This window comes from Microbacterium sp. BH-3-3-3 (assembly GCF_007679045.1).
In the GTDB taxonomy this organism is placed as follows: Bacteria; Actinomycetota; Actinomycetes; order Actinomycetales; family Microbacteriaceae; genus Microbacterium; species Microbacterium algihabitans.
Genome location: NZ_VEFS01000004.1, coordinates 246,965 through 270,193, shown reverse-complemented (window position 1 = coordinate 270,193; position 23,229 = coordinate 246,965). Strand labels below are relative to the sequence as shown.

The 23,229-nt window shown below is 68.4% G+C and carries 20 protein-coding genes and 1 pseudogene; 5 read left to right on the top strand and 16 right to left on the bottom strand.

The features are described 5' to 3' along the window. Positions 1 to 3 precede the first annotated feature (3 nt). The 7 genes from FS769_RS13510 to FS769_RS13480 all read right to left on the bottom strand — a co-directional run bounded on the left by FS769_RS13510 (position 4) and on the right by FS769_RS13480 (position 6,613). Entirely contained in the window at positions 4 to 1,797 is a 1,794-nt protein-coding gene (locus FS769_RS13510) for an ABC-F family ATP-binding cassette domain-containing protein (protein ID WP_144834255.1), read from the bottom strand. A gap of 217 nt (positions 1,798 to 2,014) precedes the next feature. After that, complete coding sequence (locus FS769_RS13505; protein WP_144834253.1) at positions 2,015 to 2,932, bottom strand: ABC transporter substrate-binding protein; 918 nt, start codon at positions 2,930 to 2,932, stop codon at positions 2,015 to 2,017. Positions 2,933 to 2,971: 39 nt separating this feature from the next. After that, positions 2,972 to 3,730 carry an ABC transporter permease gene (locus tag FS769_RS13500; RefSeq protein ID WP_144834251.1) on the bottom strand — a complete coding sequence of 253 codons (759 nt, stop codon included), beginning with the start codon at positions 3,728 to 3,730 and terminating at the stop codon, positions 2,972 to 2,974. Continuing rightward, on the bottom strand, positions 3,727 to 4,407 hold the full coding sequence (locus tag FS769_RS13495; RefSeq protein WP_144834249.1) for an ABC transporter permease: 681 nt from the start codon (positions 4,405 to 4,407) through the stop codon (positions 3,727 to 3,729). Before FS769_RS13495 ends, FS769_RS13500 begins: the two co-directional genes overlap by 4 nt. Next, positions 4,404 to 5,228: an ABC transporter ATP-binding protein gene (locus FS769_RS13490; RefSeq protein ID WP_144834247.1), complete on the bottom strand. Its 825-nt coding sequence runs from the start codon at positions 5,226 to 5,228 to the stop codon at positions 4,404 to 4,406. The genes FS769_RS13495 and FS769_RS13490 overlap by 4 nt, the downstream gene beginning before the upstream one ends. 14 nt (positions 5,229 to 5,242) lie before the next feature. Further along, the gene (locus tag FS769_RS13485; protein WP_144834245.1) at positions 5,243 to 5,545 is read right to left on the bottom strand and encodes a DUF427 domain-containing protein; all 303 of its coding nucleotides are present in this window, start codon (positions 5,543 to 5,545) and stop codon (positions 5,243 to 5,245) included. Positions 5,546 to 5,680: 135 nt separating this feature from the next. Next, a complete protein-coding gene (locus FS769_RS13480) occupies positions 5,681 to 6,613 on the bottom strand; it encodes a 4-(cytidine 5'-diphospho)-2-C-methyl-D-erythritol kinase (protein ID WP_144834243.1) in 933 nt (310 codons plus the stop codon). A gap of 240 nt (positions 6,614 to 6,853) precedes the next feature. Here FS769_RS13480 and FS769_RS13475 point away from each other — a divergent pair, with 240 nt between their 5' ends. Continuing rightward, positions 6,854 to 8,434, top strand: coding sequence for a stealth conserved region 3 domain-containing protein (locus FS769_RS13475; protein ID WP_144834241.1), 1,581 nt, complete (start codon positions 6,854 to 6,856; stop codon positions 8,432 to 8,434). Here the strand turns inward: FS769_RS13475 and FS769_RS13470 are convergent. Beyond that, positions 8,385 to 9,320 carry a phosphodiesterase gene (locus FS769_RS13470; RefSeq protein ID WP_144834239.1) on the bottom strand — a complete coding sequence of 312 codons (936 nt, stop codon included), beginning with the start codon at positions 9,318 to 9,320 and terminating at the stop codon, positions 8,385 to 8,387. The two genes, FS769_RS13475 and FS769_RS13470, sit on opposite strands and share 50 nt — an antisense overlap. Positions 9,321 to 9,619: 299 nt before the next feature. Beyond that, complete coding sequence (rsmA, locus tag FS769_RS13465; protein WP_144834237.1) at positions 9,620 to 10,462, bottom strand: 16S rRNA (adenine(1518)-N(6)/adenine(1519)-N(6))-dimethyltransferase RsmA; 843 nt, start codon at positions 10,460 to 10,462, stop codon at positions 9,620 to 9,622. A gap of 66 nt (positions 10,463 to 10,528) precedes the next feature. On the opposite strand from rsmA, the gene FS769_RS13460 reads away from it, so the two are divergent. Further along, positions 10,529 to 11,989, top strand: a complete 1,461-nt coding sequence (locus tag FS769_RS13460) for a sugar porter family MFS transporter (protein WP_144834235.1) — start codon at positions 10,529 to 10,531, stop codon at positions 11,987 to 11,989. A 459-nt stretch (positions 11,990 to 12,448) separates the two neighbouring features. On the opposite strand, the gene FS769_RS13455 is transcribed toward FS769_RS13460, so the two are convergent. The 3 genes from FS769_RS13455 to rsmI form a co-directional block, all read right to left on the bottom strand. Beyond that, entirely contained in the window at positions 12,449 to 13,360 is a 912-nt protein-coding gene (locus FS769_RS13455) for a TatD family hydrolase (RefSeq protein ID WP_144834337.1), read from the bottom strand. A gap of 113 nt (positions 13,361 to 13,473) precedes the next feature. Further along, complete coding sequence (gene metG / locus FS769_RS13450) at positions 13,474 to 15,048, bottom strand: methionine--tRNA ligase (protein ID WP_144834233.1); 1,575 nt, start codon at positions 15,046 to 15,048, stop codon at positions 13,474 to 13,476. 138 nt (positions 15,049 to 15,186) lie between these two features. After that, positions 15,187 to 16,005, bottom strand: coding sequence for a 16S rRNA (cytidine(1402)-2'-O)-methyltransferase (gene rsmI / locus FS769_RS13445; protein WP_144834231.1), 819 nt, complete (start codon positions 16,003 to 16,005; stop codon positions 15,187 to 15,189). Between the two features lie 23 nt (positions 16,006 to 16,028). On the opposite strand from rsmI, the gene FS769_RS13440 reads away from it, so the two are divergent. The 3 genes and pseudogenes from FS769_RS13440 (at position 16,029) to FS769_RS17190 (ending at position 18,508) form a co-directional block, all read left to right on the top strand. Beyond that, complete coding sequence (locus tag FS769_RS13440) at positions 16,029 to 17,600, top strand: dolichyl-phosphate-mannose--protein mannosyltransferase (protein WP_144834229.1); 1,572 nt, start codon at positions 16,029 to 16,031, stop codon at positions 17,598 to 17,600. A gap of 148 nt (positions 17,601 to 17,748) precedes the next feature. Further along, positions 17,749 to 17,943 (top strand): annotated as a pseudogene (locus FS769_RS17195) (AAA family ATPase); the annotation flags it as partial. 109 nt (positions 17,944 to 18,052) lie between these two features. After that, the gene (locus FS769_RS17190) at positions 18,053 to 18,508 is read left to right on the top strand and encodes a hypothetical protein (RefSeq protein WP_313959273.1); all 456 of its coding nucleotides are present in this window, start codon (positions 18,053 to 18,055) and stop codon (positions 18,506 to 18,508) included. Between the two features lie 88 nt (positions 18,509 to 18,596). Here the strand turns inward: FS769_RS17190 and FS769_RS13430 are convergent, their stop codons facing one another. The 4 genes from FS769_RS13430 to FS769_RS13415 all read right to left on the bottom strand — a co-directional run bounded on the left by FS769_RS13430 (position 18,597) and on the right by FS769_RS13415 (position 21,689). Continuing rightward, positions 18,597 to 19,211 carry a hypothetical protein gene (locus FS769_RS13430; protein WP_144834227.1) on the bottom strand — a complete coding sequence of 205 codons (615 nt, stop codon included), beginning with the start codon at positions 19,209 to 19,211 and terminating at the stop codon, positions 18,597 to 18,599. A 191-nt stretch (positions 19,212 to 19,402) separates the two neighbouring features. Then, positions 19,403 to 19,717, bottom strand: coding sequence for a hypothetical protein (locus FS769_RS13425; RefSeq protein WP_144834226.1), 315 nt, complete (start codon positions 19,715 to 19,717; stop codon positions 19,403 to 19,405). Positions 19,718 to 20,161: 444 nt separating this feature from the next. Beyond that, positions 20,162 to 20,521: a hypothetical protein gene (locus FS769_RS13420; RefSeq protein WP_144834224.1), complete on the bottom strand. Its 360-nt coding sequence runs from the start codon at positions 20,519 to 20,521 to the stop codon at positions 20,162 to 20,164. Positions 20,522 to 21,371: 850 nt separating this feature from the next. Beyond that, entirely contained in the window at positions 21,372 to 21,689 is a 318-nt protein-coding gene (locus FS769_RS13415; protein ID WP_144834222.1) for a hypothetical protein, read from the bottom strand. Positions 21,690 to 23,229 lie beyond the last annotated feature (1,540 nt).

Sequence of the window (23,229 nt, the reverse complement as noted above, 5' to 3'; positions counted from 1 at the left end):
CCGTCAGCCGATCGTCTCGGTGAGCTCGAACCACCGCATCTCGAGCTCGTCGCGCTCGCCCTCGAGAGCGGAGATGCGCTGCATCTCCTTGCCGAGCCCCTCGTAGTCCGCCTGGTCGTGGTCGACGAGCGCGGCCTTGGCCTTGTCGATCTGCTGCTGCAGCTTCTCGATGCGCCGCTCGGTGGCAGAGGCCTCCTTCTGCGCGGCACGGAGTTCCGCGCCCTGCAGGCCCGGAGTCGAGGCGGAACCGCCGGTCGACGCGGACCGCGACGGCTCGGCATCCTGCATCGCCCGAAGACGGAGGTATTCGTCGACTCCTCCGGGGAGGTGCCGGAGCTTGGCGTCGAGGATCGCGTACTGCTGGTCGGTGACGCGCTCGAGGAAGTAGCGGTCGTGCGAGACGACGAGGAGGGTGCCCGACCACGAGTCGAGCAGGTCTTCCATCGCCGCGAGCATGTCGGTGTCGAGGTCGTTGGTGGGCTCGTCGAGGATCAGCACGTTCGGCTGGTCGAGGATGACCAGCAGCAGCTGGAGGCGCCGCTTCTGCCCACCCGAGAGGTCTTTCACCGGCGTCGACAGCTGCGCGCTCGAGAAGCCGAGTCGCTCGAGAAGCTGACCTGGAGTGAGCTCCTGCGACTTCGAGCCGGCACCGAAGGCGTAGGTCGTGCGGAGTCCCGCGATGACGACGCGCACCGGGTCGTTCAGGTGCTGGTCGAGCTCGTCGAGGCGCTGGGTGAGGGTGGCGACCTTGACCGTCTTGCCACGCTTGACGCGGCCGCTCGTCGGCTCGAGCGATCCGGTGACGAGGCTCAACAGCGTGGACTTGCCCGCGCCGTTCACGCCCAGGATGCCGGTGCGCTCGCCCGGCGCGATGCGCCACTCGACGTCCTTCAGCACCGTCTTGCCGCCGAAGGAGACGCCCGCGTCGAGCAGATCGACGACGTCTTTGCCCAGCCGCGCGACCGCGAGGGACTGCAGGGCCACCTTGTCGCGGATCTCGGGCACGTCGGCGATGAGCTCGTTCGCCGCGTCGATGCGGAACTTCGGCTTCGACGTGCGCGCCGGGGCGCCGCGGCGCAGCCACGCGAGCTCTTTGCGCGCGAGGTTCTGCCGGCGCTGCTCGATCGACGCCGCCTGGCGGTCGCGCTCGACGCGCTGCAGGATGTACGCCGCGTACCCGCCCTCGAACGGCTCGACGATGCGGTCGTGCACCTCCCAGGTCGCGGTGCAGATCTCGTCGAGGAACCACCGGTCGTGCGTGACGACGAGCAGGCCGCCCGCCGAGGGCGCCCACCGCTTCTTGAGGTGGGCGGCGAGCCAGGTGATGGCCTCGACGTCGAGGTGGTTGGTGGGCTCGTCGAGGAACAGCACGTCCCAGTCGCCTGAGAGCAGCTTCGCCAACGCGACGCGGCGGCGCTGACCACCCGAGAGGTCGCCGAGACGGGCGTCCCACGGCAGGTCGCCGAGCAGTCCCGCGATCACGTCGCGCGTGCGGGAGTCGCCCGCCCACTCGTGCTCGGCGCGATCTCCGACCACCGCGTGGCCGATCGTGTCGTCGTCGTCGAGCGTGTCCTGCTGGTCGAGCACGCCGACGGTGACCCCGCCACGCACGGTCACGCGACCGCCGTCGGGTTCGCGGATGCCGGCGAGCATGCCGAGCAGACTCGACTTGCCGTCACCGTTGCGGCCGACGATCCCGATGCGATCGCCCTCGTTCACGCCGAGCGAGACGGAGTCGAAGACGACCTTGGTCGGGTATTCCAGGTGCAGGGCTTCGCCCCCGAGCAGGTGTGCCATATCCGTCCCAGGCTACGCGGTGCCCGGGGCGTCGGCATCCGCCCGCCTTTTCCGCGCGAAACGCTCGGACGCGGGCCCCTCCTTCGCGCCGAGACGGCAACCCGCTGACAACCGGGCTGCACCCTGACATCGACATGTCAGCGAGATGCAGTCTCGCGGGCGAAAACGACGCGGGGCCGCCCGGCGAACCGGACGACCCCGCGTGAGCGGTACGGGCTCAGAAGCCGTTGGCCGAGAGCCACTCCTTGGCGATGTCGGGCGTCGACTCCTCGTCGACCGTGGACTTCACGTTCAGCTCGACGAGTCCCTCAGGGGTGAGCGCGGCGCTGACCTTGTTCAGCACGTCCGACACCTCGGACGCGACGTTCGAGTTGACGACCGGTACCACGTTGGACGCGAGGAACAGGCCCTTCGGGTCGGTCAGGGTGACGAGGTCGTCGGTCTGGATGCGAGGCTCCGACGTGTACACGTTCGCGACCTGCACGGTGCCGGCGACCAGGTCGTCGACGGTGGTCTCGCCGGTTGCCGAGAACTGCACCTTCACGCCGTAGGTCGACTCGAGTCCGGCGGGCCCGTACGGGCGCTCGGCGAGCTCGGCGTTGCCGCCCAGGGTGAGCCCCGTCGTCACCTTGGCGAGGTCGGCGATGCTGGTCAGGCCGTTCGCGTCGGCGAACGCCTTCGTGACCGTGTAGGAGTCCTGGTCGGTTGCGGACGACTGGTCGAGGACCTCGAGGCCCTCGGGGAGGGCCGCCGGCAGCGCCGCATACACATCGTCTGCGGTGCGCGCGGTGGTGTCCTTCTCGAAGAACTGCAGGAGGTTGCCGGTGTACTCCGGGAAGACCGAGACGGTTCCGTCTTCGAGGAGCGGGATGTACGCGTCGCGCTGACCGATCTGGAACTGGCGCGTCACGGTCTTGCCGGCGCCCTCGAGGGCCTGGGCGTAGATCTCGGCGATGATCTCATTCGAGTAGTACGCCTGCGATCCGACGACGATGGTGTCGGACGAGCCGCTGGCGGCGCCGCCGCCGTTGCTCAGCGGGTCGGACGAGCCGCCGCTGCAGCCTGCGAAGGCGAGCGAGGCGACCGCGAGGCCGGCGATCAGGCCGAGGCCCTTGGTGGTTCGTGCTGTGAACATGGGTGCTCTCTTTTCTGGTGGTTCGGGAGTCGGGTGGGGTCAGGGCGCGGTCGGCGGTGCAGCCGGGGCACCCACGGCGATGGCCTCCGCGCGTCGCTGTCGTGCGGATCGACGCTGCGGCTGCGCAGCACCGGCCGCGCGGATGCCGCGGGGTACGACCAGGTGCTGGAGGAGGGCGAAGAGACCGTCGATCACCAGGGCCAGCACGGCCACGAGAATGGCGCCGCCGATGAGGATGTCGAAGCGGCGCAGCGGGATGGCGGCGATGATGTACTGGCCGAGTCCACCGAGGCCGATGTAGGCCGCGATCGTGACGGTTGCGAGCACCTGCAGGGTCGCCGCGCGGATGCCTCCGACGAGCAGGGGGAGCCCGAGGGGCACCTCGATGCGCCAGAACACCTGCGTCTCGGTCATCCCCATCGACCGTCCCGCGTCGATGACGCGACGATCGATCGCCTCGAACCCGGTGTACGCGCCCGCGAGCAGCGACGGGATGGCGAGAACGATGAAAGAGATGACCGCCGCTTCGGGCTTGTGCAGCACTCCCAGCAGCAGGGTCAGCAGGATGAGGAGACCGAACGAGGGGATCGCCCGCGCGGCCCCGGAGATCGCGACGGCGGTCTCGCGCCCCTTGCCGGTGTGACCGATGAACCAGCCGAGGGGGATGGCGATCGTGCCGGCGATGACCATGGCGATGAGCGTGTACAGCAGCTGGCCTGCGATGGCGACCGGGATGGGGTCGAACTGCCCCGTGTCGCCGCCGAAGATCCATCCGATCGCGTCGCCGATGAGGTTCATGCCTTCACCAACGTCCGGTTGCCCTGCCGGGACACGGTCTTCGCTCCCCGCGTCCAGGGCATGAGAAGCCGTCCCGCCACGACGAGGAGCAGGTCGATGACCAGAGCGAGAACGACGACCGCGATCACGCCCGCGAAGACTTCAGGGATGATGCGCCGCTGCAACCCGTTGGTGAAGAGATAGCCGATGTTCTGGATGCCGACGAGGATGCCCACCGTCGCCAGCGCGATTGTGCTCGCGGAGGCCACGCGGAGCCCGGCGAGGACGACCGGACCGGCCAGGGGGAAGTCCACGGCCACAAAGCGCCGGAACGACCCGTAGCCGATCGCAGTGGAGGCTTGGCGAACCCCCGCGTCGACCGAGTCGAGGCCGTCGGCCACCGCTCGCACGAGGATCGCCACGGCGTAGATGGCCAGCGCCACGACGAGGTTCGTCTCGCTGACGATGCTGTACCACCCGGTCACGACGGGCACCAGGATGAGAAGGGCCAGCGACGGGATCGTGTAGAGCAGCCCGGTGATGGTGATGACACTGCTGCGCACCAGGCGGTACCGCCAGGCCACCCACCCGAGCGGAATGCTGATGACGAAACCGACCACGAGCGCAATGAGGCTCTGCCGCAGGTGCACGACGGTCAGCTGCGCGATGAGGTCGAGGTTGTTCCCTACCCAATTCACGGGTGAGCATCCTCCACGATCGCGCCCTGCGTACGCCCCTCGGCGTCGACCACGACCGTGCCGGTCGGCGTCTGCTTCAGGTGCAGCGCGCGCTTACCCTTGACCGCGCCGATGAAGCTGGCCACGAAGTCGCTCGCGGGGTTCTCGATGATCTCGCTGGGGGTGCCGACCTGGGCGATCTTGGCACCCTTCTCGAGGATCACGACCTGGTCGCCGAGCAGGAACGCCTCATCGATGTCGTGCGTGACGAAGACGATCGTCTTGCCGATGTCGCGCTGCAGGCGGAGGAGCTCCTGCTGCAGTTCGTCGCGCACGATCGGGTCGACGGCTCCGAACGGCTCGTCCATGAGCAGGATGTTGGGGTCGGCCGCGAGCCCGCGGGCGACACCGACGCGCTGCTGCTGGCCGCCCGAGAGCTGGCTCGGGTACCGGTCGGCCATGGCCGTGTCGAGACCGACGGTGGTCATGAGCTCGAGCGCACGCGCACGAGCGGCCTTGCGGCTCTGGCCCTGCAGCACGGGGACCGTGGAGATGTTGTCGGCCACGGTGAAGTGCGGCATGAGCCCGGAATTCTGCATGACGTAGCCGATGCTGCGACGCAACTGCACGGCGGGCTTGCCGCTGATGTCGGCACCGTCGATCTGGATCGTGCCCGACGAGGGCTCGACCATGCGGTTGATCATGCGCAGCAGCGTCGTCTTGCCGCAGCCGGACGACCCGACGAACACGGTGGTCTGGCGAGAGGGGATGACGAGGTTGAAGTCGTCGACGGCGCGCGTGCCGTCGGGAAACACCTTCGAGACGGCGGAGAACTCGATCATGTGAGTGCCCGACCTCAGTCGGAGACCACGACCTTGCGGTCGAACGCGACGAATCCGGCGAAGTCCTTGCCGACGCGATCCACAGCGCCCGGGTACAGATCGGGGTACGACCATGCGCCGTCGGGGAGTTCCGCACCGTCGACCGAGATGTTCCAGTACTGGGCGGCGCCCTTCCACGGGCAGGTGTAGGGCGTGGGGCTCTCGTGCAGCGCGCCCTCGCGCACCGCCTGCGGCGGGAAGTACCAGTTGCCCTCGATCGAGGCCAGGTCGTCGCGGTCGGCTTCGGCGATTACGACGCCGTCGAGTGTTGCCTTCATGGGAAACCCCCTTCGTGGCGCCCCGCGGGCACGGCACCCAGCGGTGACGAACCACCTCGAACGAGGCTAACCAGGTCGCGGGGCCCCGAGGCGAAGATTGCTCCGTGTGTCGACCTGCACTATGGTGCGCCGCGGTCAGACCACACGGGCGCCCGGCACGGGGCCGTGCACGTGCAGAGCGACGAGTCCCGCCGCGCTGAGGGTGACCTGCAGGTCGATCGCGGAAGACTCGTCGGCGGTGAGGAACGCGAGCGTGGGACCGGATCCCGACACGATGCCCGCGAGCGCTCCCGAGCTCTCGCCGCGCTCGAGCACGCGCGCGAGATCGGGCCGCAGGTGCAGCGCGGGCGCCTGCAGATCGTTGCGCAGGGTCTGAGCGAGCATCTCGGCGTCGCCCTGGCGCAGCGCGTGCAGCACGTCGGGGTCGACAGCGGGCACGCGCGGCGCCGGGCCGATGTCGACGGCGTGGCGGCGGCGGTGCGCGTCGAGCTCGCCGTAGACGACGGGTGTCGACATGCCCTCGTCGTTGGGCACGAGCACCCAGTCGAACCGCCCGCGTGCGAGAGCGGGGCTGAGCTCGTCGCCGCGGCCTGTTCCGACCGCGGTCCCGCCGAGCAGGGCGAACGGAACGTCCGCGCCCAGTCGCGCCGCGAGACGGGCCAGCTCGCTCATCGGCATGCCGAGTCCCCACAGTGCATCGCACGCAACCAGGGCGGCGGCGGCATCCGCCGATCCCCCGCCCATCCCGCCGGCCACCGGAACGGCCTTGCGGATCGACAGATGGGCACCGCGGTCGATGCCGGCGGTCTGCGCGAGCAGGCGCGCGGCGCGCACGGCGAGGTTGCGGTCGTCGGTGGGCACGCCCCCGATGTCGACGGGGCCCTTCGCCGTCACGCTCAAGGTGATGTCATCGGCAGGGGTCGCCGTCATCTCCTCGTACAGCGACACCGCTTGGAAGGCCGTGGCGAGCTCGTGATACCCGTCGTCCTGGACGTCGCCGACCTCGAGGAAGACGTTGATCTTGCCGGGGGCGCGGACGCGGACGGATGCCGGCGGAGCAGCGCTCATCGCGCGGGCCGCTCGAACGTGCGTCCGACGGAGCCGGCGTGTGCGAAACTGGAACGTCGGCCCGGTTCCCGCCGTCGCTCGCAAAGCGGTTCGGGACAGACCGGGCCGGAGCGAGCGATTCGAGTCACTCTTCGACAGTAGCGCGCCGCTCCCCGCCGTTCGGCGCCGCCGCCGAAACGTCTTCGTAACCCCGGAACCCTACGGTGACGGGAGCCCGTCACCTATCCCCGTGGAGGCACTATGCGCCCGATGGTCCCCCTGTCGATCGACACCGACCCCTGGCGCGCGCTGCTCTCCCGCTCCGATATCCGGATGCACGACGGCATCCTGCACGTCGTCGACGACTCCTCCACGCCCTCGATGTCCGAGCGCGACGACCTTCTCACCGCGGCCGCCGCGATCGAGGCCGCGGGCGTGCGCGTCATGCTCGTGCGCGACGCGAACCGTCGCCCCAAGCTCGTCGTCGACACGGCGGATGCCGAGGCGGCGCTCACCGCTCTGCGCGACCCCGAGCTGGGCCCGGTGTACCTGAAGGCCCGCGGCGAAGACCCCGTGCCCGCGCACAGCGTGCACCCCTCGCCCGGCTCCGTGCAGGCGTACGCGGTGTTCCGCCCCCGCACCTCGACCGAGGGCTCGTACCGTTACGGGGCGTCGCTCGCCCCGCGACTCGAGCTCTGGCGTTTCGGCGACAAGACCATCGAGGCCCCGCGGCCCAGCGCCCTCACCCGCCGCAAGTTCGCCGCGGCCGACCTCGACCTGGTCGAGGTGGAGCGCTACGGACGACGGTGGACGACGGTGGCGGGCATGTTCGACCCGCACCCGAACGAGCTCACGGCCGAGGTCGACATGGTCTTCTCGTGGGTCGACGGCTCGTCGAGCGAGTTCCAGCGCCAGCGCGCCGCGCGCATGAAGGGCTACGTCGTCGGCGACGGCGACGACAACGCCGCGCGTTACCGGCAGGTCGACGAGCTGCGCTACGCGCTGCGCAGCGTGCACATGTACGCGCCGTGGGTGCGCCGCATCTTCATCGCGACCGACTCCCCCACCCCCGAGTGGCTCGCCGATCACCCGAAGGTGACGATCGTGCGCAGCGAGGAGTTCTTCGCCGATCCCGCGGTGCTGCCCACCCACAACTCCCACGCCGTCGAGGCGCAGCTCCACCGCATCCCGGGGCTGGCCGAGCACTTCCTCTACAGCAACGACGACATGTTCTTCGGTCGTCCCGTGACCCCCGAGCTGTTCTTCAGCGGCGGCGGGGTCAGCCGGTTCGTCGAGAGCGGCGTGCGCATCGGCAGCGGCCCCGCGCACATCGACCGCTCGGGCCACGACAACGGCCTGCGCGTCAACCGCGCGCTGCTCAAGGAGCGCTTCGGCCGGGTCATCACCCTCGACCTCGAGCACTGCGCGACGCCGCTTCGTCGCTCGGTCGCATTCGAGCTCGAGCAGGAGTTCGCCGACGACTACGCCCGCACCGCCGCGAGCCGGTTCCGTTCGGCGACCGACATCTCGGTGACCAACAGCCTGTACCACCACTACGCGCTGGCGACCGGCCGGGCGGTCATCACGACCGAGCCCCGCACGCGCTACGTGCAGACCACGCAGCTCGACTCGCTGCGCACGATGGAGCGCCTCGTCTCGCGCCGCGACACCGACATGTTCTGCCTGAACGACGGCAGCGTGCCCGAGATCCCCGAAGAGGTGCGCGTCCCCGCGCTCCGGGCGTGCCTCGAGCGCTACTTCCCCGTCGCCGCTCCCTGGGAGAAGACGGCGGTCAACGAAGGATCGGCAGCGGCGTCGTCGGCGGCGACACCGGTCCGCTGAACGCCCGCGACGCCGGCACCACGATGCCAGCGTCGTGCAGGCGTCGCTGCGACTCCGCGGCATCCACGTACTGCAGAGCCTGAGTCGCCGCGAGCGGCACGACCGAGTGCACCACGGTGTCGTCGTAGACGTGCACGGTGTTGAACCCCTGCGCGGCGTCCTGCGGGCGGGTTCCGCCCACGGGCACCATGAGGTCTTGCGTGTAGCAGGTGGCGGATGCCACTGACACGGGGATTCCGGCGAACGTGGCGAACGTCGAGTAGTGCAGGTGACCCGCGAGGATCGCGCGCACGTCGGTGCCGCGCAGCACCGCGGCGAGGCTGCGCTGGTCGCGCAGTTCGACGGAGGCGGCGAGGTCGAGCACGCTGGGCACGGGCGGGTGGTGCATCGCAAGGATCGTGCCGAGCGGGGCCGGCGTCGCCAGCACCTCGGTGAGCCACTCGAGCTGGGCGGCGGTGACCTCTCCGTGGTGCGCGCCGGGCACCGAGGTGTCGAGGGTCACGACGCGCAGGCCGTCGATCTCGTCGACGCGGTCGACCGGGGCGGTCGCATCGGCGGCATCGCCGGGAAGCAGTTCGGCGCGGAACGCCGCGCGGTCGTCGTGGTTGCCCATCACCCAGATGACGCGCGTGCCGAGGCGCTCCGCGAGCGGCTCGACCAGTCGGCGCACGCGCTCGTAGGCGTCAGCCTCGCCGAAGTCGGCCAGATCACCCGTGAACACCAGGGCGTGGGGGCGGATTCCCGAGGCACCGATCGCCTCGACCGCCCGGGCGAGGTAGGCCTCGGAGTCGACGCTGTCGTACAGCGGCGCACCGCCGGCGCGCAGGTGGGTGTCACTCAGGTGCAGCAGCACCCTCTCAGCACGGGGGTACTCGGCGTAACGCATCTCGTTCCTTCCGGGCCGTCGGGTACGGCCTCGTGACCGGCGTGATGCTCCCGGTTGCCTCGAAATGTTACAGACATGTTTCGCAAACGCGTGATGAACACGGCGGGAATTCACCCTGCGCGCGTTGTGGGTCGGCAGAGCAGGCGGTGGGCCGAGCACAACCGCGGGCGTCGCCGACGACAAGCCGGACACCGGCCGGACCCACGCGGCGTGTCGCCGAACGCCCCGCCGTTGTGCACACGCGGGCCGGATGCCGCGACCACCCACGCGGGCCGGATCCCGCGATCAGCGCGGAATCGTCAGGAGGCGCCGGCGATGCGGGCGTAGTCGTCGACCGTGAGCTGCTCGCCGCGCAGGGTCGGGTCGACACCCGCCGCCTCCAGGCGTGCCGATGCCTCGGCCGCGGTGCCGCCGAGCACGCCCGACAGCGCCTGTCGCAGCATCTTGCGGCGCTGCTGGAACGCGGCATCCACGATCCGGAAAGTCCGCAGCCGGTGCTCTTCGGTGCCGCGGGGCTCGGCGTCGCGATCGAACCCGACGAGCACGCTGTCGACGTTGGGCACCGGCCAGAAGACCTGGCGCGACACGGTGCCCGCGAGACGCCACGAGCCGTACCAGGCGGCCTTGACGCTGGGTGCGCCGTACACCTTCGACCCGGGAGGGGCCGCCAGGCGCTCGCCCACCTCGGCCTGCACCATGACGACGCCGCGCTGCAGATAGGGGAAGCTCTCGAGGAAGTGCAGCAGCACCGGCACCGACACGTTGTACGGCAGGTTCGCGACCAGCACCTCGGGCTCGCCCGGCAGCTCGGTCACGCGCAGGGCGTCGGCGTCGATCACGGTGAGGCGATCGGCGGGCACGTCGTGGGCGGCGGCGGTGACGGGAAGGCGCTCGGCGAGGCGGTGATCGATCTCGACGGCGACCACCGAAGCCCCCGTCTCGAGGATTGCCAGGGTGAGCGAACCGAGGCCCGGTCCGATCTCGACGACACGGTCGGATGCCGTGACCCGGGCCGCGTGCACGATCTTGCGGACCGTGTTGGCGTCGACGACGAAGTTCTGCCCCAGCTTCTTGGTCGGGGTCACGTCGAGGTCGGCGGCGAGCCGACGGATCTCGGCGGCACCGAGGAGCAGAACGGGCATTGTTCCACTGTAGTCAGGGCTCCGCCAGAACCCTTGCTGCGAACCAGCCGGGAGTAGCGTGGTCGGGTGAGTCAGACACAGTCGATCCCCGCCAATGCCTTCACCCTGCGGAGCCCGTACGGGCGACGAGCGATCGGGCTGTCCGTCGCCGCCGCCGTGGGCGGTTTCCTCTTCGGCTTCGACTCCTCCGTCATCAACGGCGCGGTCGATGCGGTCGACGGCAACTTCGAGCTGGGGCAGGTGCTCACCGGTTTCGTCGTCGCGGTCGCCCTGCTGGGTTGCGCGGTGGGAGCCATCATCGCAGGTGCCCTCTCCGATCGCTGGGGTCGCCTGAAGGTCATGCTGCTCGGCGCCGTGCTGTTCTTCGTGTCGTCGATCGGTGCGGCGCTCACCTTCAGCGTCCCCGACCTGATCCTCTGGCGCGTGATGAGCGGCCTCGGCATCGGCATCGCCTCGGTGGTCGCTCCCGCGTACATCGCCGAGGTCGCGCCCCGGCAGATCCGCGGCTCGCTCGCGTCGCTGCAGCAGCTGGCCATCACGCTCGGTATCTTCGGCGCCCTGCTGTCCGACGCCCTGCTGGCCAACACCGCGGGCGGTGCGGCCAATCAGCTGTGGCTGGGCCTCGAGGCCTGGCGCTGGATGTTCCTGGTCGGTGTGATCCCCGCCGCCGTCTACGGCATCCTGTCGTTCACTGTTCCCGAGTCGCCGCGCTATCTGCTCGCCAAGGGCAAGCGCGACGAGGCCAAGGCGATCTTCGCCCGCCTGGTGCCGCCGGCCGATCTCGACAAGACGATGAACGAGCTGTCGAACACGATCGAAGCCGACCGCAAGAACAAGAACGTGTCGCTGCGCGGACCTGTGCTGGGTCTGCAGGGCATCGTCTGGACCGGCATTCTGCTGTCGATGTTCCAGCAGTTCGTCGGCATCAACGTGATCTTCTACTACTCCACGACCCTCTGGAAGGCCGTCGGCTTCGACGAGAGCAACTCGCTGTTGATCTCGGTGATCACCTCGATCACCAACGTCGTGGTCACCTTCGTCGCGATCTTCCTCGTTGACCGCGTCGGCCGGAAGCCGATCCTGCTCACCGGCTCGATCCTGATGACCGTGTCGCTGGGCGCCATGGCGCTGGCGTTCACGTTCGCGACCGGCTCGGGCCAGGACGTGTCGCTCCCCGCTCCCTGGGGCAGCGTCGCCCTCGTCGCCGCGAACGTGTTCGTCGTCGGCTTCGGCGCCTCGTGGGGCCCGCTGGTGTGGGTGCTGCTGGGCGAGATCTTCCCGAGCCGCATCCGCGGTAAGGCGCTCGGCGTGGCCGCCGGTGCGCAGTGGATCGCGAACTTCGCCATCACGGTGTCGTTCCCGGCGATGTCGAGCTGGTCGCTCCCGCTCACCTACGGCATGTACGCGCTGTTCGCCGGCCTGTCGTTCGTCTACGTGCTGCTGCGCATCCCCGAGACGAAGGGCATGGAGCTCGAGCAGACCGAGACGCTCTTCGTGCGCAAACCGAAGGACAAGGCCAAGGCCTGATCTCGGATGCCAGAAGGCCGGCGCCCCGTGGGGTGCCGGCCTTCGTCGTTCTCGGTGTCGTCGCGCCCGCGCAATCTCCGCGATCCGCGCAACCTCAGCGGCATCCGCGGCCATCCGGCTGAGGATGCGCAAATCACTGAGGTTGTGCAGCGCCAGCGGCACCTGCCGCCACAACCTCCGCGATCAGCGCATACTCAGCGGCGTCCTCAGGATTCCGGCTGAAGACGTGCGAACAACTGAGCCAGTGCAGCGCCAGCGGCACCCGCCGCCACAACCTCCCCGATCCGCACAATCTCAGCGGCATCCCCGGCCATCGCGATGAAGATGCGCGGAATCACTCAACCTGCGCCACGCCCGCGACAGCGGCGCACGCCGTCACAACCTCCGCGATCCGCACAACCTCAGCGGCATCCGCGGCCATCCGGCTGGAGATGCGCGAATCACCGAGGATCCGCGCGCTCAGCCCTCGAACGCGCCGTAGACCTCGAGGGTGTTCGCGGCGACCTGGGCGGCGAGCTCGTCGGCATCCATCGCCAACTCGGCCGCGAGGAAGCGCAGCGTCACGGGGATCAGGTACGGCGCGTTGGGCCGGCCGCGATACGGCGCGGGGGTCAGGAACGGGGCGTCGGTCTCGACCAGGATGCGGTCGAGAGGCGTGACCGCGAGTGCGTCGCGCAGGTTCTGCGCGTTCTTGAACGTGACGTTGCCGGCGAACGAGAGGTAGTAGCCGCGGTCGGCGGCGATGCGCGCCATGTCGGCGTCGCCCGAGAAGCAGTGGAAGACCGTCTTGTCGGGAGCGCCGACGCGCAGCAGGGTCTCGAGCACGGCGTCGTGGGCGTCGCGGTCGTGGATCTGCATCGCGATCCCGTGCTTCTTCGCCAGCGCGATGTGCGCCTCGAACGAGCGGCTCTGGGCCGGGATGCCGTCGGCCTCGGTGCGGAAGAAGTCGAGCCCCGTCTCGCCGATGGCCCTCACCCGCGGCTCGGCGGCGAGTTCGTCGATGACGGCGATCGCGGCATCCAACTCCCCCGCCTGCTCGTACGCGGGAGCCTCGTTGGGGTGGATCGCCACCGCCGCGAGGACGCGCGGGTGCGACCGTGCCGCCCACGCCGACCACCGCGAGGAGTCGATGTCGCCGCCCGCCTGCACGACCCCGTGCACACCGACCGCGAGAGCGCGCTCGAGCTGCTCGTCCAGTGACAATCCGTCGATGGTCCCTGAGCCTGTCGAAGGGCCGTCTTCGATCTCGAGGTGCGTGTGGTTGTCGTAGACCGGGATGCCGAGGGGCTCGGGCGCCGGCGGATAGCTCACGTCGCGACGGCCGTCGACCGAACGCTCGCGCACGTACTGGCTCGGGTCGCCGTCGCCGATCGTGTCGCGGGGACGCTCGACCGGCGTGGAGCCGGGCGCGGCGGGCCGGGCGGCGGACCCTTCGACAGGCTCAGGGACCGTCGCCGACGCCGCCGATTCGGAAGGCACCTGCGTCACGCCTGCTCGACGCGCGGGAAGAGCGGGGTGAGCGGCGTGACCGTGGCGCCCGCCGGCAGCAGGCCCCAGGTGCCCGCCTCGCGGATCGGCTGCTCGACGAGAGCACCGAGCCCCTCAGCCGCCCCCAGCGCGACCCAGAGCTTAGACGTCGACTCCGGCATGACCGGCGACAGCAGCACCGCGAGGGCGCGCAGGCCCTCGGCCGCGGTGTACAGCACCGTGCCGAGGCGCTTGCGCGTCGACTCGTCCTTGGCAAGAGCCCACGGCTCGTTCTCGGTGATGTAACCGTTCAGCGCGTCGACGATCGTCCAGATCGCCGCGATCGCCTCGTCGGTGCGGAAGCGCTCGATGGCGGCGTCGGCGGTGGTCGCGGCATCCGCCACGATCTTCTGGATCGTCAGATCGCCCTCGGTGTACGAGGCCGGTGCCGGCACGACGCCCTCGAAGTACTTCGAGATCATCGCGACCGTGCGCGACGCCAGGTTGCCGAAACCGTTGGCGAGCTCGGCCTGGTAGCGCGCCGACAGGTCTTCCCACGAGAACGAGCCGTCTTGACCGAACGCGATCGCCGAGAGGAAGTAGAACCGGTACGCGTCGGACCCGAAGACGTCGGTGATCTCGGTGGGCGCGATGCCGGTGAGCTTCGACTTCGACATCTTCTCGCCGCCGACGAGCAGCCACCCGTGTGCGAAGACGCCGCGCGGCACGTCGAGGCCCGCGGCCATCAGCATGGCCGGCCAGATCACGGCGTGGAAGCGCAGGATGTCTTTGCCGACCACGTGGAACGCCGGCCAGCGGCGCTCGAACTCGGCGGGGTCGGTGCCGTAGCCCACGGCGGTGGCGTAGTTGAGCAGCGCGTCGACCCACACGTAGATGACGTGCGAGGGATCCCACGGAACCGTGATGCCCCAGTCGAACGCCGAACGCGAGATCGAGAGGTCTTTCAGGCCGCTGCGCACGAACGACACGACCTCGTTGCGCGCCGATTCGGGGCGCACGAAGTCGGGCTCGGTCTTGTACAGCTCGAGCAGGCGGTCCTGGAACTCACTGAGCTTGAAGAAGTAGTTCTTCTCCTGCAGCAGCTCGAGGGGCTTGGAGTGGATCGCGCAGACTTTGAGGCCCTCGAAGGGCCCGGTGCCGTCGACGATCTCGGCCTCGGGCTTGAACTCCTCGCAGCCGACGCAGTACAGGGCCTCGTACTCGCCCGCGTAGATGTAGCCGCGGTCGAACAACGCCTTCACGAACTGCTGCACGCGCTCTTCGTGGCGGGGCTGCGTCGTGCGGATGAAGTCGTCGTTGGCGACGTCGAGCGTCTCGAGCAGCGGGAACCACGACTCGGTGACGAGCTTGTCGACCCACTCCTGCGGAGTGACGCCGTTGGCGGCGGCGGCGCGGAGCATCTTCTGCCCGTGCTCGTCGGTGCCGGTCAGCATCCAGGTGTCATCCCCCGCCTGGCGATGCCAGCGGGCGAGCGTGTCGACGGCGACGGTCGTGTACCCGTGCCCGATGTGGGGCAGATCGCTGGGGTAGTAGATCGGCGTCGTGATGTAGAAGGATCGGCCGGAAGTCACCTGGAGATTCTACGGGGAGCCTCCGACACTCCCGCCGCGTGTGACGCGCCCCCGCGCGTGAGGGGTCGAGAACTGGCGCCGAGACAGGGGCAGGGCGACGCTTCTCGACCCCTCGCGCGCGACGACGCGGGGAGACGCTCAGCGCTTGACGGCCAGCGCCGCCTGGTACAGCTCGCGCGACGAGTGCCCCGTCTGCGACGCCACCTCGGCGGCGGCCTCCTTGAGCCGCGTGCCGCCGCGCACGAGCTCGAGCACCTGGGTCACGGCATCCGGGAACGCGACCTCACGCGCCGAGGCGCCGCCGACGACGATCGCGATCTCTCCGCGCACGCCCTCGGCCGCCCACGCGGCGAGTTCGGCCAGAGTGCCGCGCTTGACCTCTTCGTAGAGCTTCGTCAGCTCGCGGCAGACGGCGGCGGGACGATCGGCGCCGAACGCGCTCGCGAGATCTTCGAGAGTGGATGCCACGCGCGAAGGCGACTCGAAGAAGACGAGGGTCCGTTCCTCCGACGCGAGCTGCGCGAAGGCCTTGCGGCGATCCCCCGGCTTGCGGCGCGGGAAGCCCTCGAAGGCGAAGCGGTCGGTGGGGAGCCCCGCGACCGCGAGAGCGGTGACGACGGCGCTCGGCCCGGGGATGGCCGTAACGGTGACGCCGGCGGCGGCCGCGGCGGCGACGAGGCCGAAGCCCGGGTCGCTGACGGTGGGCATTCCCGCGTCGCTCAGCACGAGCAGGTCGTCTTCGCGCGCGAGTTCGACGAGCTCCGCCGCGCGCTCCTTCTCGTTGTGGTCGTGCAGGGCGATCAGGCGCGGGCGGTTCTCGACCCCGAGGCCCGCGAGCAGACGCTGCGTGGTGCGGGTGTCTTCGGCCGCGACGACCGTGGCGTTCTCGAGCGCCTCGACCAGGCGGCGCGACGCATCGCCCAGGTTGCCGATGGGGGTCGCCGCGAGGATGATCACCGTTCCACCTTAGGCTGGGGCACGTGACCACCGCCGTGCCTCCGCTGCTCCCCACGGTCGAGCAGACGCGCATCGACCGGTGGCGCGACGCCCTCCTCGCGAGCCCCCGCGGGTACCGCCTGTGGAGATGGCTCGCACCCTTGCTCGTCACGGTCGTGGCGGCGGTGCTGCGCCTGATCGACATCGGCAACCCGCACCAGCTGGTGTTCGACGAGACCTATTACGTGAAGGACTCGTGGAGTCAGTGGGTGCTCGGCTACCCCTCCACTTGGGAGCCCGACGACACCGACGCCCGCTTCGCGGCGGGCCAGACCGACATCTTCACCGGCATCGGCAGCTACGTCGTACACCCGCCGCTCGGGCGCATCCTCATCGGCGCGGGCATGGCCTTGTTCGGGCCCGACTCCGCGACCGGCTGGCGCATCTCGGCCGCGGTCTTCGGCACCGCGACCGTGCTGCTGGTCTACCTCGTCGCGCGCACGCTCACGCGGTCGATCCCCTTCGCCACCGTGGCATCCGGTCTCATCGCGATCGACGGCCTCGGCATCGTTCTCAGCCGCATCGCGCTGCTCGACATCTTCCTCACGTTCTTCATCCTGCTGACGTTCTGGTTCGTCGCCCTCGACCATCTGCGCACCGGTGATCGCATCGCCGAGCTCGTCGCGAGGCGCGGCGAACGGCCGATGTGGGGCCCGATCCTCTGGAACCGGCCGTGGCTGATCGCCGCCGGCACCGCCGCGGGCGCTGCGACCGCCGTGAAGTGGTCGGGGCTGTACGTGCTCGCCGCGATCGGCGTCTACGCGGTCGTGACCGACGCGCTCGCCCGGCGTCGCGCGGGTGTCGTGCAATGGCCGATGGATGCCGTGCGCCAGGGCCTCGCCTCGTTCGTGCTGCTCGTGCCCGTGGCGCTGGTGGTCTACCTCGCGAGCTGGTCGGGATGGCTCTTCACCAGCGGCGGATACATGCGCAGCACGCCGGTGGCGACGAGTCCGCTGTGGTCGTGGGTTCCCGAAGCGCTCCAACGGCTGTGGGCCTACCACCAGGCGATGTACGCCTTCCACGTCGGGCTCGTCACGCCGCACAGCTACGCGAGTCCCGCGTGGCAGTGGCCGCTGCTCATCCGTCCGACCTCGATGTACTGGCATCAGGATGCCGCAGGCGTGAACGGCTGCACCCTGCCGACCGGCTGCACCGAGGCGATCTCGAGCCTGGCGAACCCGATCATCTGGTGGGCCGGGATCGCGGCATCCGTCTTCTTGCTCGTGCGCTTCGTGATGGTGCGCGACTGGCGCTACGCCCTGGTGCTGACGGGCCTGGCCGCCACCTACGTGCCGTGGCTGCTCTACCCCGAGCGCACGATCTTCCAGTTCTACACGGTCGCGATGCTGCCCTTCCTCGTGATCGCCCTCACCTTCGCGCTGCGCGAGATCGCGAGCCCGGCGCGCGCGGCATCGCGGATCACCGGACAGGTGGGAGTGCTGGTGTTCCTCGGCTTCTGCGTCGTGGTCTCGGCGTTCTGGTACCCCGTGTGGGCCGGGCTGCCGGTGCCCTACGAGTTCTGGCGCCTGCACAACTGGCTGCCGACCTGGATCTGAGCGCGATGTCGGTGCGCGTTCGGCTGGTGGCGTCGCCGCTCCTCGGCACGCGCGCGCAACGGATTCGGACAGGCGCAACGGATGCGGATCACCGCGCGCTGCGAATCCGAATCCGGTGCACGGATCTGAATCTGTGAAGAGTGAGGCCATGAGAAGCGCGGATGACTGGCTGCACGACCCGCGACCCGTGCAGGGGGTCAAGCTCTTCTCCGACGCCGGCATCGACCCGGCGGCGTGGCCGGCGACGGTGCCCGCGGTGGCGCAGTTCCTCGAGGTGGCCGGCCGGGACGGCTGGGAGTTCGGCCCCGGCGTGACGTTCCTCGTCGGAGAGAACGGCTCGGGCAAGTCCACGCTCATCGAGGGGATCGCCGAGGCCGCGGGACTCCCCGCCGAGGGCGGGTCGACCAACGGCGGCGGCGAGACGCGGCGCACCGAGAGCCCTGTCGGAGTGGTTGCGCATCGAGCGGAGCCCTCGGGCGCCGCGGTGGGGATTCTTCCTGCGCGCCGAGACGATGCACGGCTACTACTCGTGGCGCGACGACCTGCCCGATGCCCCGCCGAGCCTGCACACGATGAGCCACGGAGAGTCGTTCAACGCCCTGCTCGACGAGGTGCTCGACCACCCGCACTACGTCTCAGGACTCGCGTGCCTCGATGAGCCCGAGGCCGCGCTGTCGTTCTCGTCGACCTTGCGCTGGCTCGCCTCTCTCGACCGTATGCGCTCGCGCGGCACCCAGGTGATCTGCGCGACCCACTCCCCCGTGCTCGCCGCGCTGCCCGGGGCGACGATCCTCGAGCTGGGCGACTGGGGCATCCGCGAGAGCGCGTGGGAAGACCTCGAGCTGGTCCGGTTACACCGCGGCTTCTTGGATGCGCCGGGGCGGTATCTGCGGCACCTGCTGGAATGAAGTGACGGGGACGGATGCCGCGGGAGCGGGCGATCACTCGACCCCCTCGCGCCCCGTGGGGTCAAGCTGGTCTGGACTAGGCCGCGAGTCACTGCCCCTCTGAAGCCGAGCGCAAGTTGCTGCGGTGCCTCTCGGAAGAGGGCGCTCGGGCTTCCGGGCACTGCGCACGATCAGGTGAGGTCACTTCCGTCGGTGCGACGGTGTTTCCCACGCACCCGCCGCGGCGGAAGCCTCCAACCTGGCGCGCGATCCGCATCCGTGAGACGGAGGTTTCGACCTCCTTCCACTCGCCGGCGCCGCTGCTGACGGCCTGCGGCTCGGTCGGCACGCTGAGGCCGCTGTCGCCCGACGCAGAACTCTTGAGCGGCATGGATCGCGAACGCCGTGCCGCTTCATTCGTCGCGCGCATCAACTCTTCAAACTTCTCCCCGACGACCGGGGGCGTGACAGGCTCCACAGCTGCGGGATACGGCGTGGTCACGGGTGACGGAATGTCGAACGACCCTGCGGGCATCTGTGGCGGTGTGTACGGCTCGATCCCTGGATCGCCGGTCGAGGGAGGGGCCGAGCTTTCCTCGGGCGCCGCGGACGGGTCTGTTGACTCCGTCTCCGCGTGTGCTCCGGCGTCTGGAATGACCGGTCCGCCGAGGAGTGCGGCCGAGACCACGACGCCCGCCACGGCGAAACGAGAGATGGAGAGCACGATTCCCCCTACAGCCGCCGGCGTGGCGGTCGACGTCGCCTGGGTTCAGACTGTGCCGATCATGCGCAAAGGGTCCGGCTCGAGGCGGGCGCGTGACGCAGATTCGCGCGCGTCTCGTGCTGCGAATTCACCCCGCGGCTCAGCACTCCGCTGCGCCGCACCAGCTCGTGCGGCTACGCGACAGGATTCGTTCACGTGTCCCGCTCACCGCCGAGCCGCGGATTGGCGTCGAAGGGTGAGCGCGTGAGATCCCCACCACGCCGAGCCTCAGCGAATATCGCGCGCGCCTGCTCGAATTCGTCGTTCTCGTGATGGAGCACGCCGAGATTGAATGCGGAATGGGCGTCTACGGAGGCAACTCCCTCCCGATACATGTGCGCGGCTGCATCCCGGTTTCCGATCTGCGCCAACACGTTGCCGAGCAGGATGTGGGAGCCGTACACGCCCCTCACCACGGCGAGTTCGAGGAGCGCGCGGTACTCGACCGAGTCATCGCGCGACAACATGACGCGGGCGAGGGAAAGGAGACAGCAAGGGTTGCATGAAGCGCTCGCACCCTCCGGGAGATTCAGGGAGCATCATGCCGCGTGCGCCCGCGCCTTCGCTCGACCAATTGACCAATGAGTCTGAGAAACTCGCCTAGCCCAAGAATCGCTAGAAAGATGAACGCGGTAAATCCAAACCACGAGATTCCCGCGACCGAAGGCCAAATGCACAGGATGAATGAGGCCGGCCCCATCGTGCACAACCAGAAGACACGACGGCGTGGTGAGACCCCTTCCAGGAAGCGATCGTTCGAACGCATCATTTAATTCTCCAACCTCGGCTGCCGGTCTTGAACATTGACCCACCCGCGCGCCAATTGGATCAGGCCTCGTTCCTCGTCACGAATGACATTCTCCGTAGCGATATTGTTGGGTGCAGAAAAACCCCAACACAAGATAACTCGTCTACGACGGAGTCACCATCGCCGACAACTCCCCCAATCGAACACGAAGACGATTCCTCAGCGGCGCGCTCTTTCGGAACGCCCCGAGAAACCCGACCGGAGAAAAGTACACAAGTTCCGGGAACTCATCGCTCAAGTCCAGAGATTCCAAAATTTCATATAGCAATTCTGGCCCATCGGTTAGCAACCATCCGTCGTACAATTCGCTTGCCGTCGCGAAGAACCATATCTTACGCGCGCGAAGATCCTCGCGGTCGTCAACGTCGAGACTCCTCAAAGCCTCTTCCACTGTATCCGCTTCGTCTGACAATGCAAGCGCGAAGGACTCTTCTATTTGCGAGATGGGGATTCCGTCGTTCATCCTCGCCAACGCTAGATCGATCACTTGCCTAGGCCTCATAAAACCCCCGAGTAATCCCGTGCGGTAAACGCAAACATCGATTGAACTCAGTGGGACCCACTTCATCAAGCTTCTGAAGGCGTTCAAAGAAATGGCCTCTCGCTTAATATGGTCGAAAGTGTTGATGATGCGTCTGCCCCCTCCTCATATACCACTGATACTCCCCCGCCCGCCCGTTCACGGCGCCTCGCATGCGCACGTAGGTATTCCACCGCCCATCACGGCCCCTCCCGAACCTGACCGCCCCTCGCCAGGCGACTTGACTCTTGATCAGTGTGCTTGAAAGGGATCCATGCATGAGGTCGCGTTTGGCCAGGGCTGTCCCCACCGTGGGCAGCTTTTTCAGCATCGAGGCGGCGGCAACCCGGACGCCTGCGCCGGCGCCCCCAGGCAGAGCACCCAAGGCACCACCTACGAGAGCGGCGCGGGCCAATCCCCCACCCGAGAAGGCTTGCGTTCCAGCAGTTTCGGCAACGAATGCGCCAGCCCCCGCAGCGGCGCCAATGGCGACACTCGCTCCCACGGCTACCGCGGTGCCGCAGACGACAGACGCTACGCATGCTGCGACCGCGGCCGCTGCGCCGATGATTCCGACGACAGTGATAGTCGTGGATAGCGCAGACCGCCACCACTCCCCTCCTTCAGCGTTCCCGCTTAAATCGTTCTTCCCGATCGGGTCCGTCGGCCACACATAGTCGTTGTCGACGCCGCCCTCGACCGGGTCGACCTGCAAGAACCGCCCCAGCGTCGGCACGTACAACCGGGCGCCCATCTCGACGATCAGCGTGTCTTCGGTCGCCTCCACCAGCTTCTACGCACCCTGATGCCACCCCGAGGTCTCGTCGACCACACCCGACGCGTTCGCCGCAGCCGTGCCGATCGCCAAGGTCGCGGCATCCAACGGCTGACCGAACGGGTTGTACAGCTGCACCCCCGTCGACGTCGTCCCGTCACCGGTCGTCAAGGTGTGCCCCTGCAACGACGGATACGACCACGTCGACGCCCCCGCCGACGGCACATCCACCATCACCCCACCAGGCAGCGACAACATCCACACCGACGCCCCATCAGCCGACACCACCCCGACCGGAATATCACCCGCACCGGCATACAAGTAGCGCTTGGTCACCGCAGGCGCATCACCCGCCGGATCCACCATGCGCGACACCACACGACCCGCGGCATCCCGCACCAACGACGTGCGCGAACCCTTGTACGTCACCGTGCCGATGTGCTGGTTATCAGCGTCGTACGAGAACTGCAGATCAGCCAGACGGCGCGTGTTGCCGCGGACGTCGAATTATGGGGCACCTTGGAGAGGCAGTGGCCAACGTCATCGCAGGCAACTTATTCGCAGATAGGTGACGTCGCACTTGCGATCTGTGGAGCTCCAAGCGGGCCATCTGTTTAGCTCATGGGTATTTGCAGGTGCAAACTGGGCACCACCTCCGCAAACGAGGTAACACGCGCGGCCGGACTTCAGCCTTCGCGCGGCTCCGAAGACGACGCATCGCACCAACCTCTCCGCGAACGCCTGATCCTCCTTGTCTGACGAAAGGTCGGACCAGAACACCTGCCCCAAGGAGAGGAACGTAAGACATCCGTCCCGGACAATGAGTTCGACAGGAAGCCCACGGCCGTCTTGACTCTCCGCGAACATCAGATCCCCGCTCGCCAGGGCGTGTGTCGAAACGCGACCGCTCATCTGAAGCAGTTGCAAGATCCCGCGTGACTTCGGTTCCTCGTTCGATACAGCGACCTTTCGCGGAAAAGGTTGTAATGGCCCTTGCCCGGTCCCGGTATGCCTCTGCCGCGCCTCGATAGTCGCCCTGCTTATACAGGATCTGGCCGAGGTTGTAGTGCATCGTTGCGTCCCCGGCGCCGAGTTTGAACGCGCGACACATACGGCTTTCGGCAATGGCAAAGCCTTCGCGCCCGTATGCCGACTGCGCAAGGTCTTCTCAGTATTCGGAGGACTGAGATCCACCTTCCGCACCCCCACCGTGCACGCGTTCCTCCGATCCGTGGGCTCGCGCCGACGGCGGCCGCAGACCTAGGGTGAGAAGCTCGCCGGGTTTTCGCCCCTCCCCCGAGCCCACTATGAAGACGGGGTGAAGCCGGGAGGCGGTCGGCGCTCATCGACAGTTCGGCCGCCACACGACCGCGCTAGCCCCGCTCGGGACTACGGTCCCCGCGCCTGGTGGCGATTCGCCGCCGCGATCTCCTACAGGGGCACACGGCATTCGGCGCAACGCTCACTCATTCGGTCGGTCCGCGTGGTTATAGCAATTCTCCGCATCCATCCTTGTGCGACGCCTGTTCCGTCGATATCGAAGCAGCTCGAAGCACGCGAGAAGAAGCATGAATCCGGGAGGAAGAGAGATCATCCAGTACGCGGTCGGGAAAGCGTAATACGCATAGCCTGTCACTGACGAGAAGAGAGTGCATACGTACCACACCGCCTTACGCCCGACTGAGAAGTCGCTCATATATTGCTGCTTGTAGTCACCGGGGACCTGAGCGGGATCATCTTTCCAGGGAGGCATAGGCGTCACGCCTCCCCTCTATTCGCGCTTCCATCGGGTGTTGCCGCGCGCCTTCGATGCCGGCGGCCCCTACTATTGCCGTTGCACTGATTACCCGCACGGTGCCCTCGACCAGTCAATCAT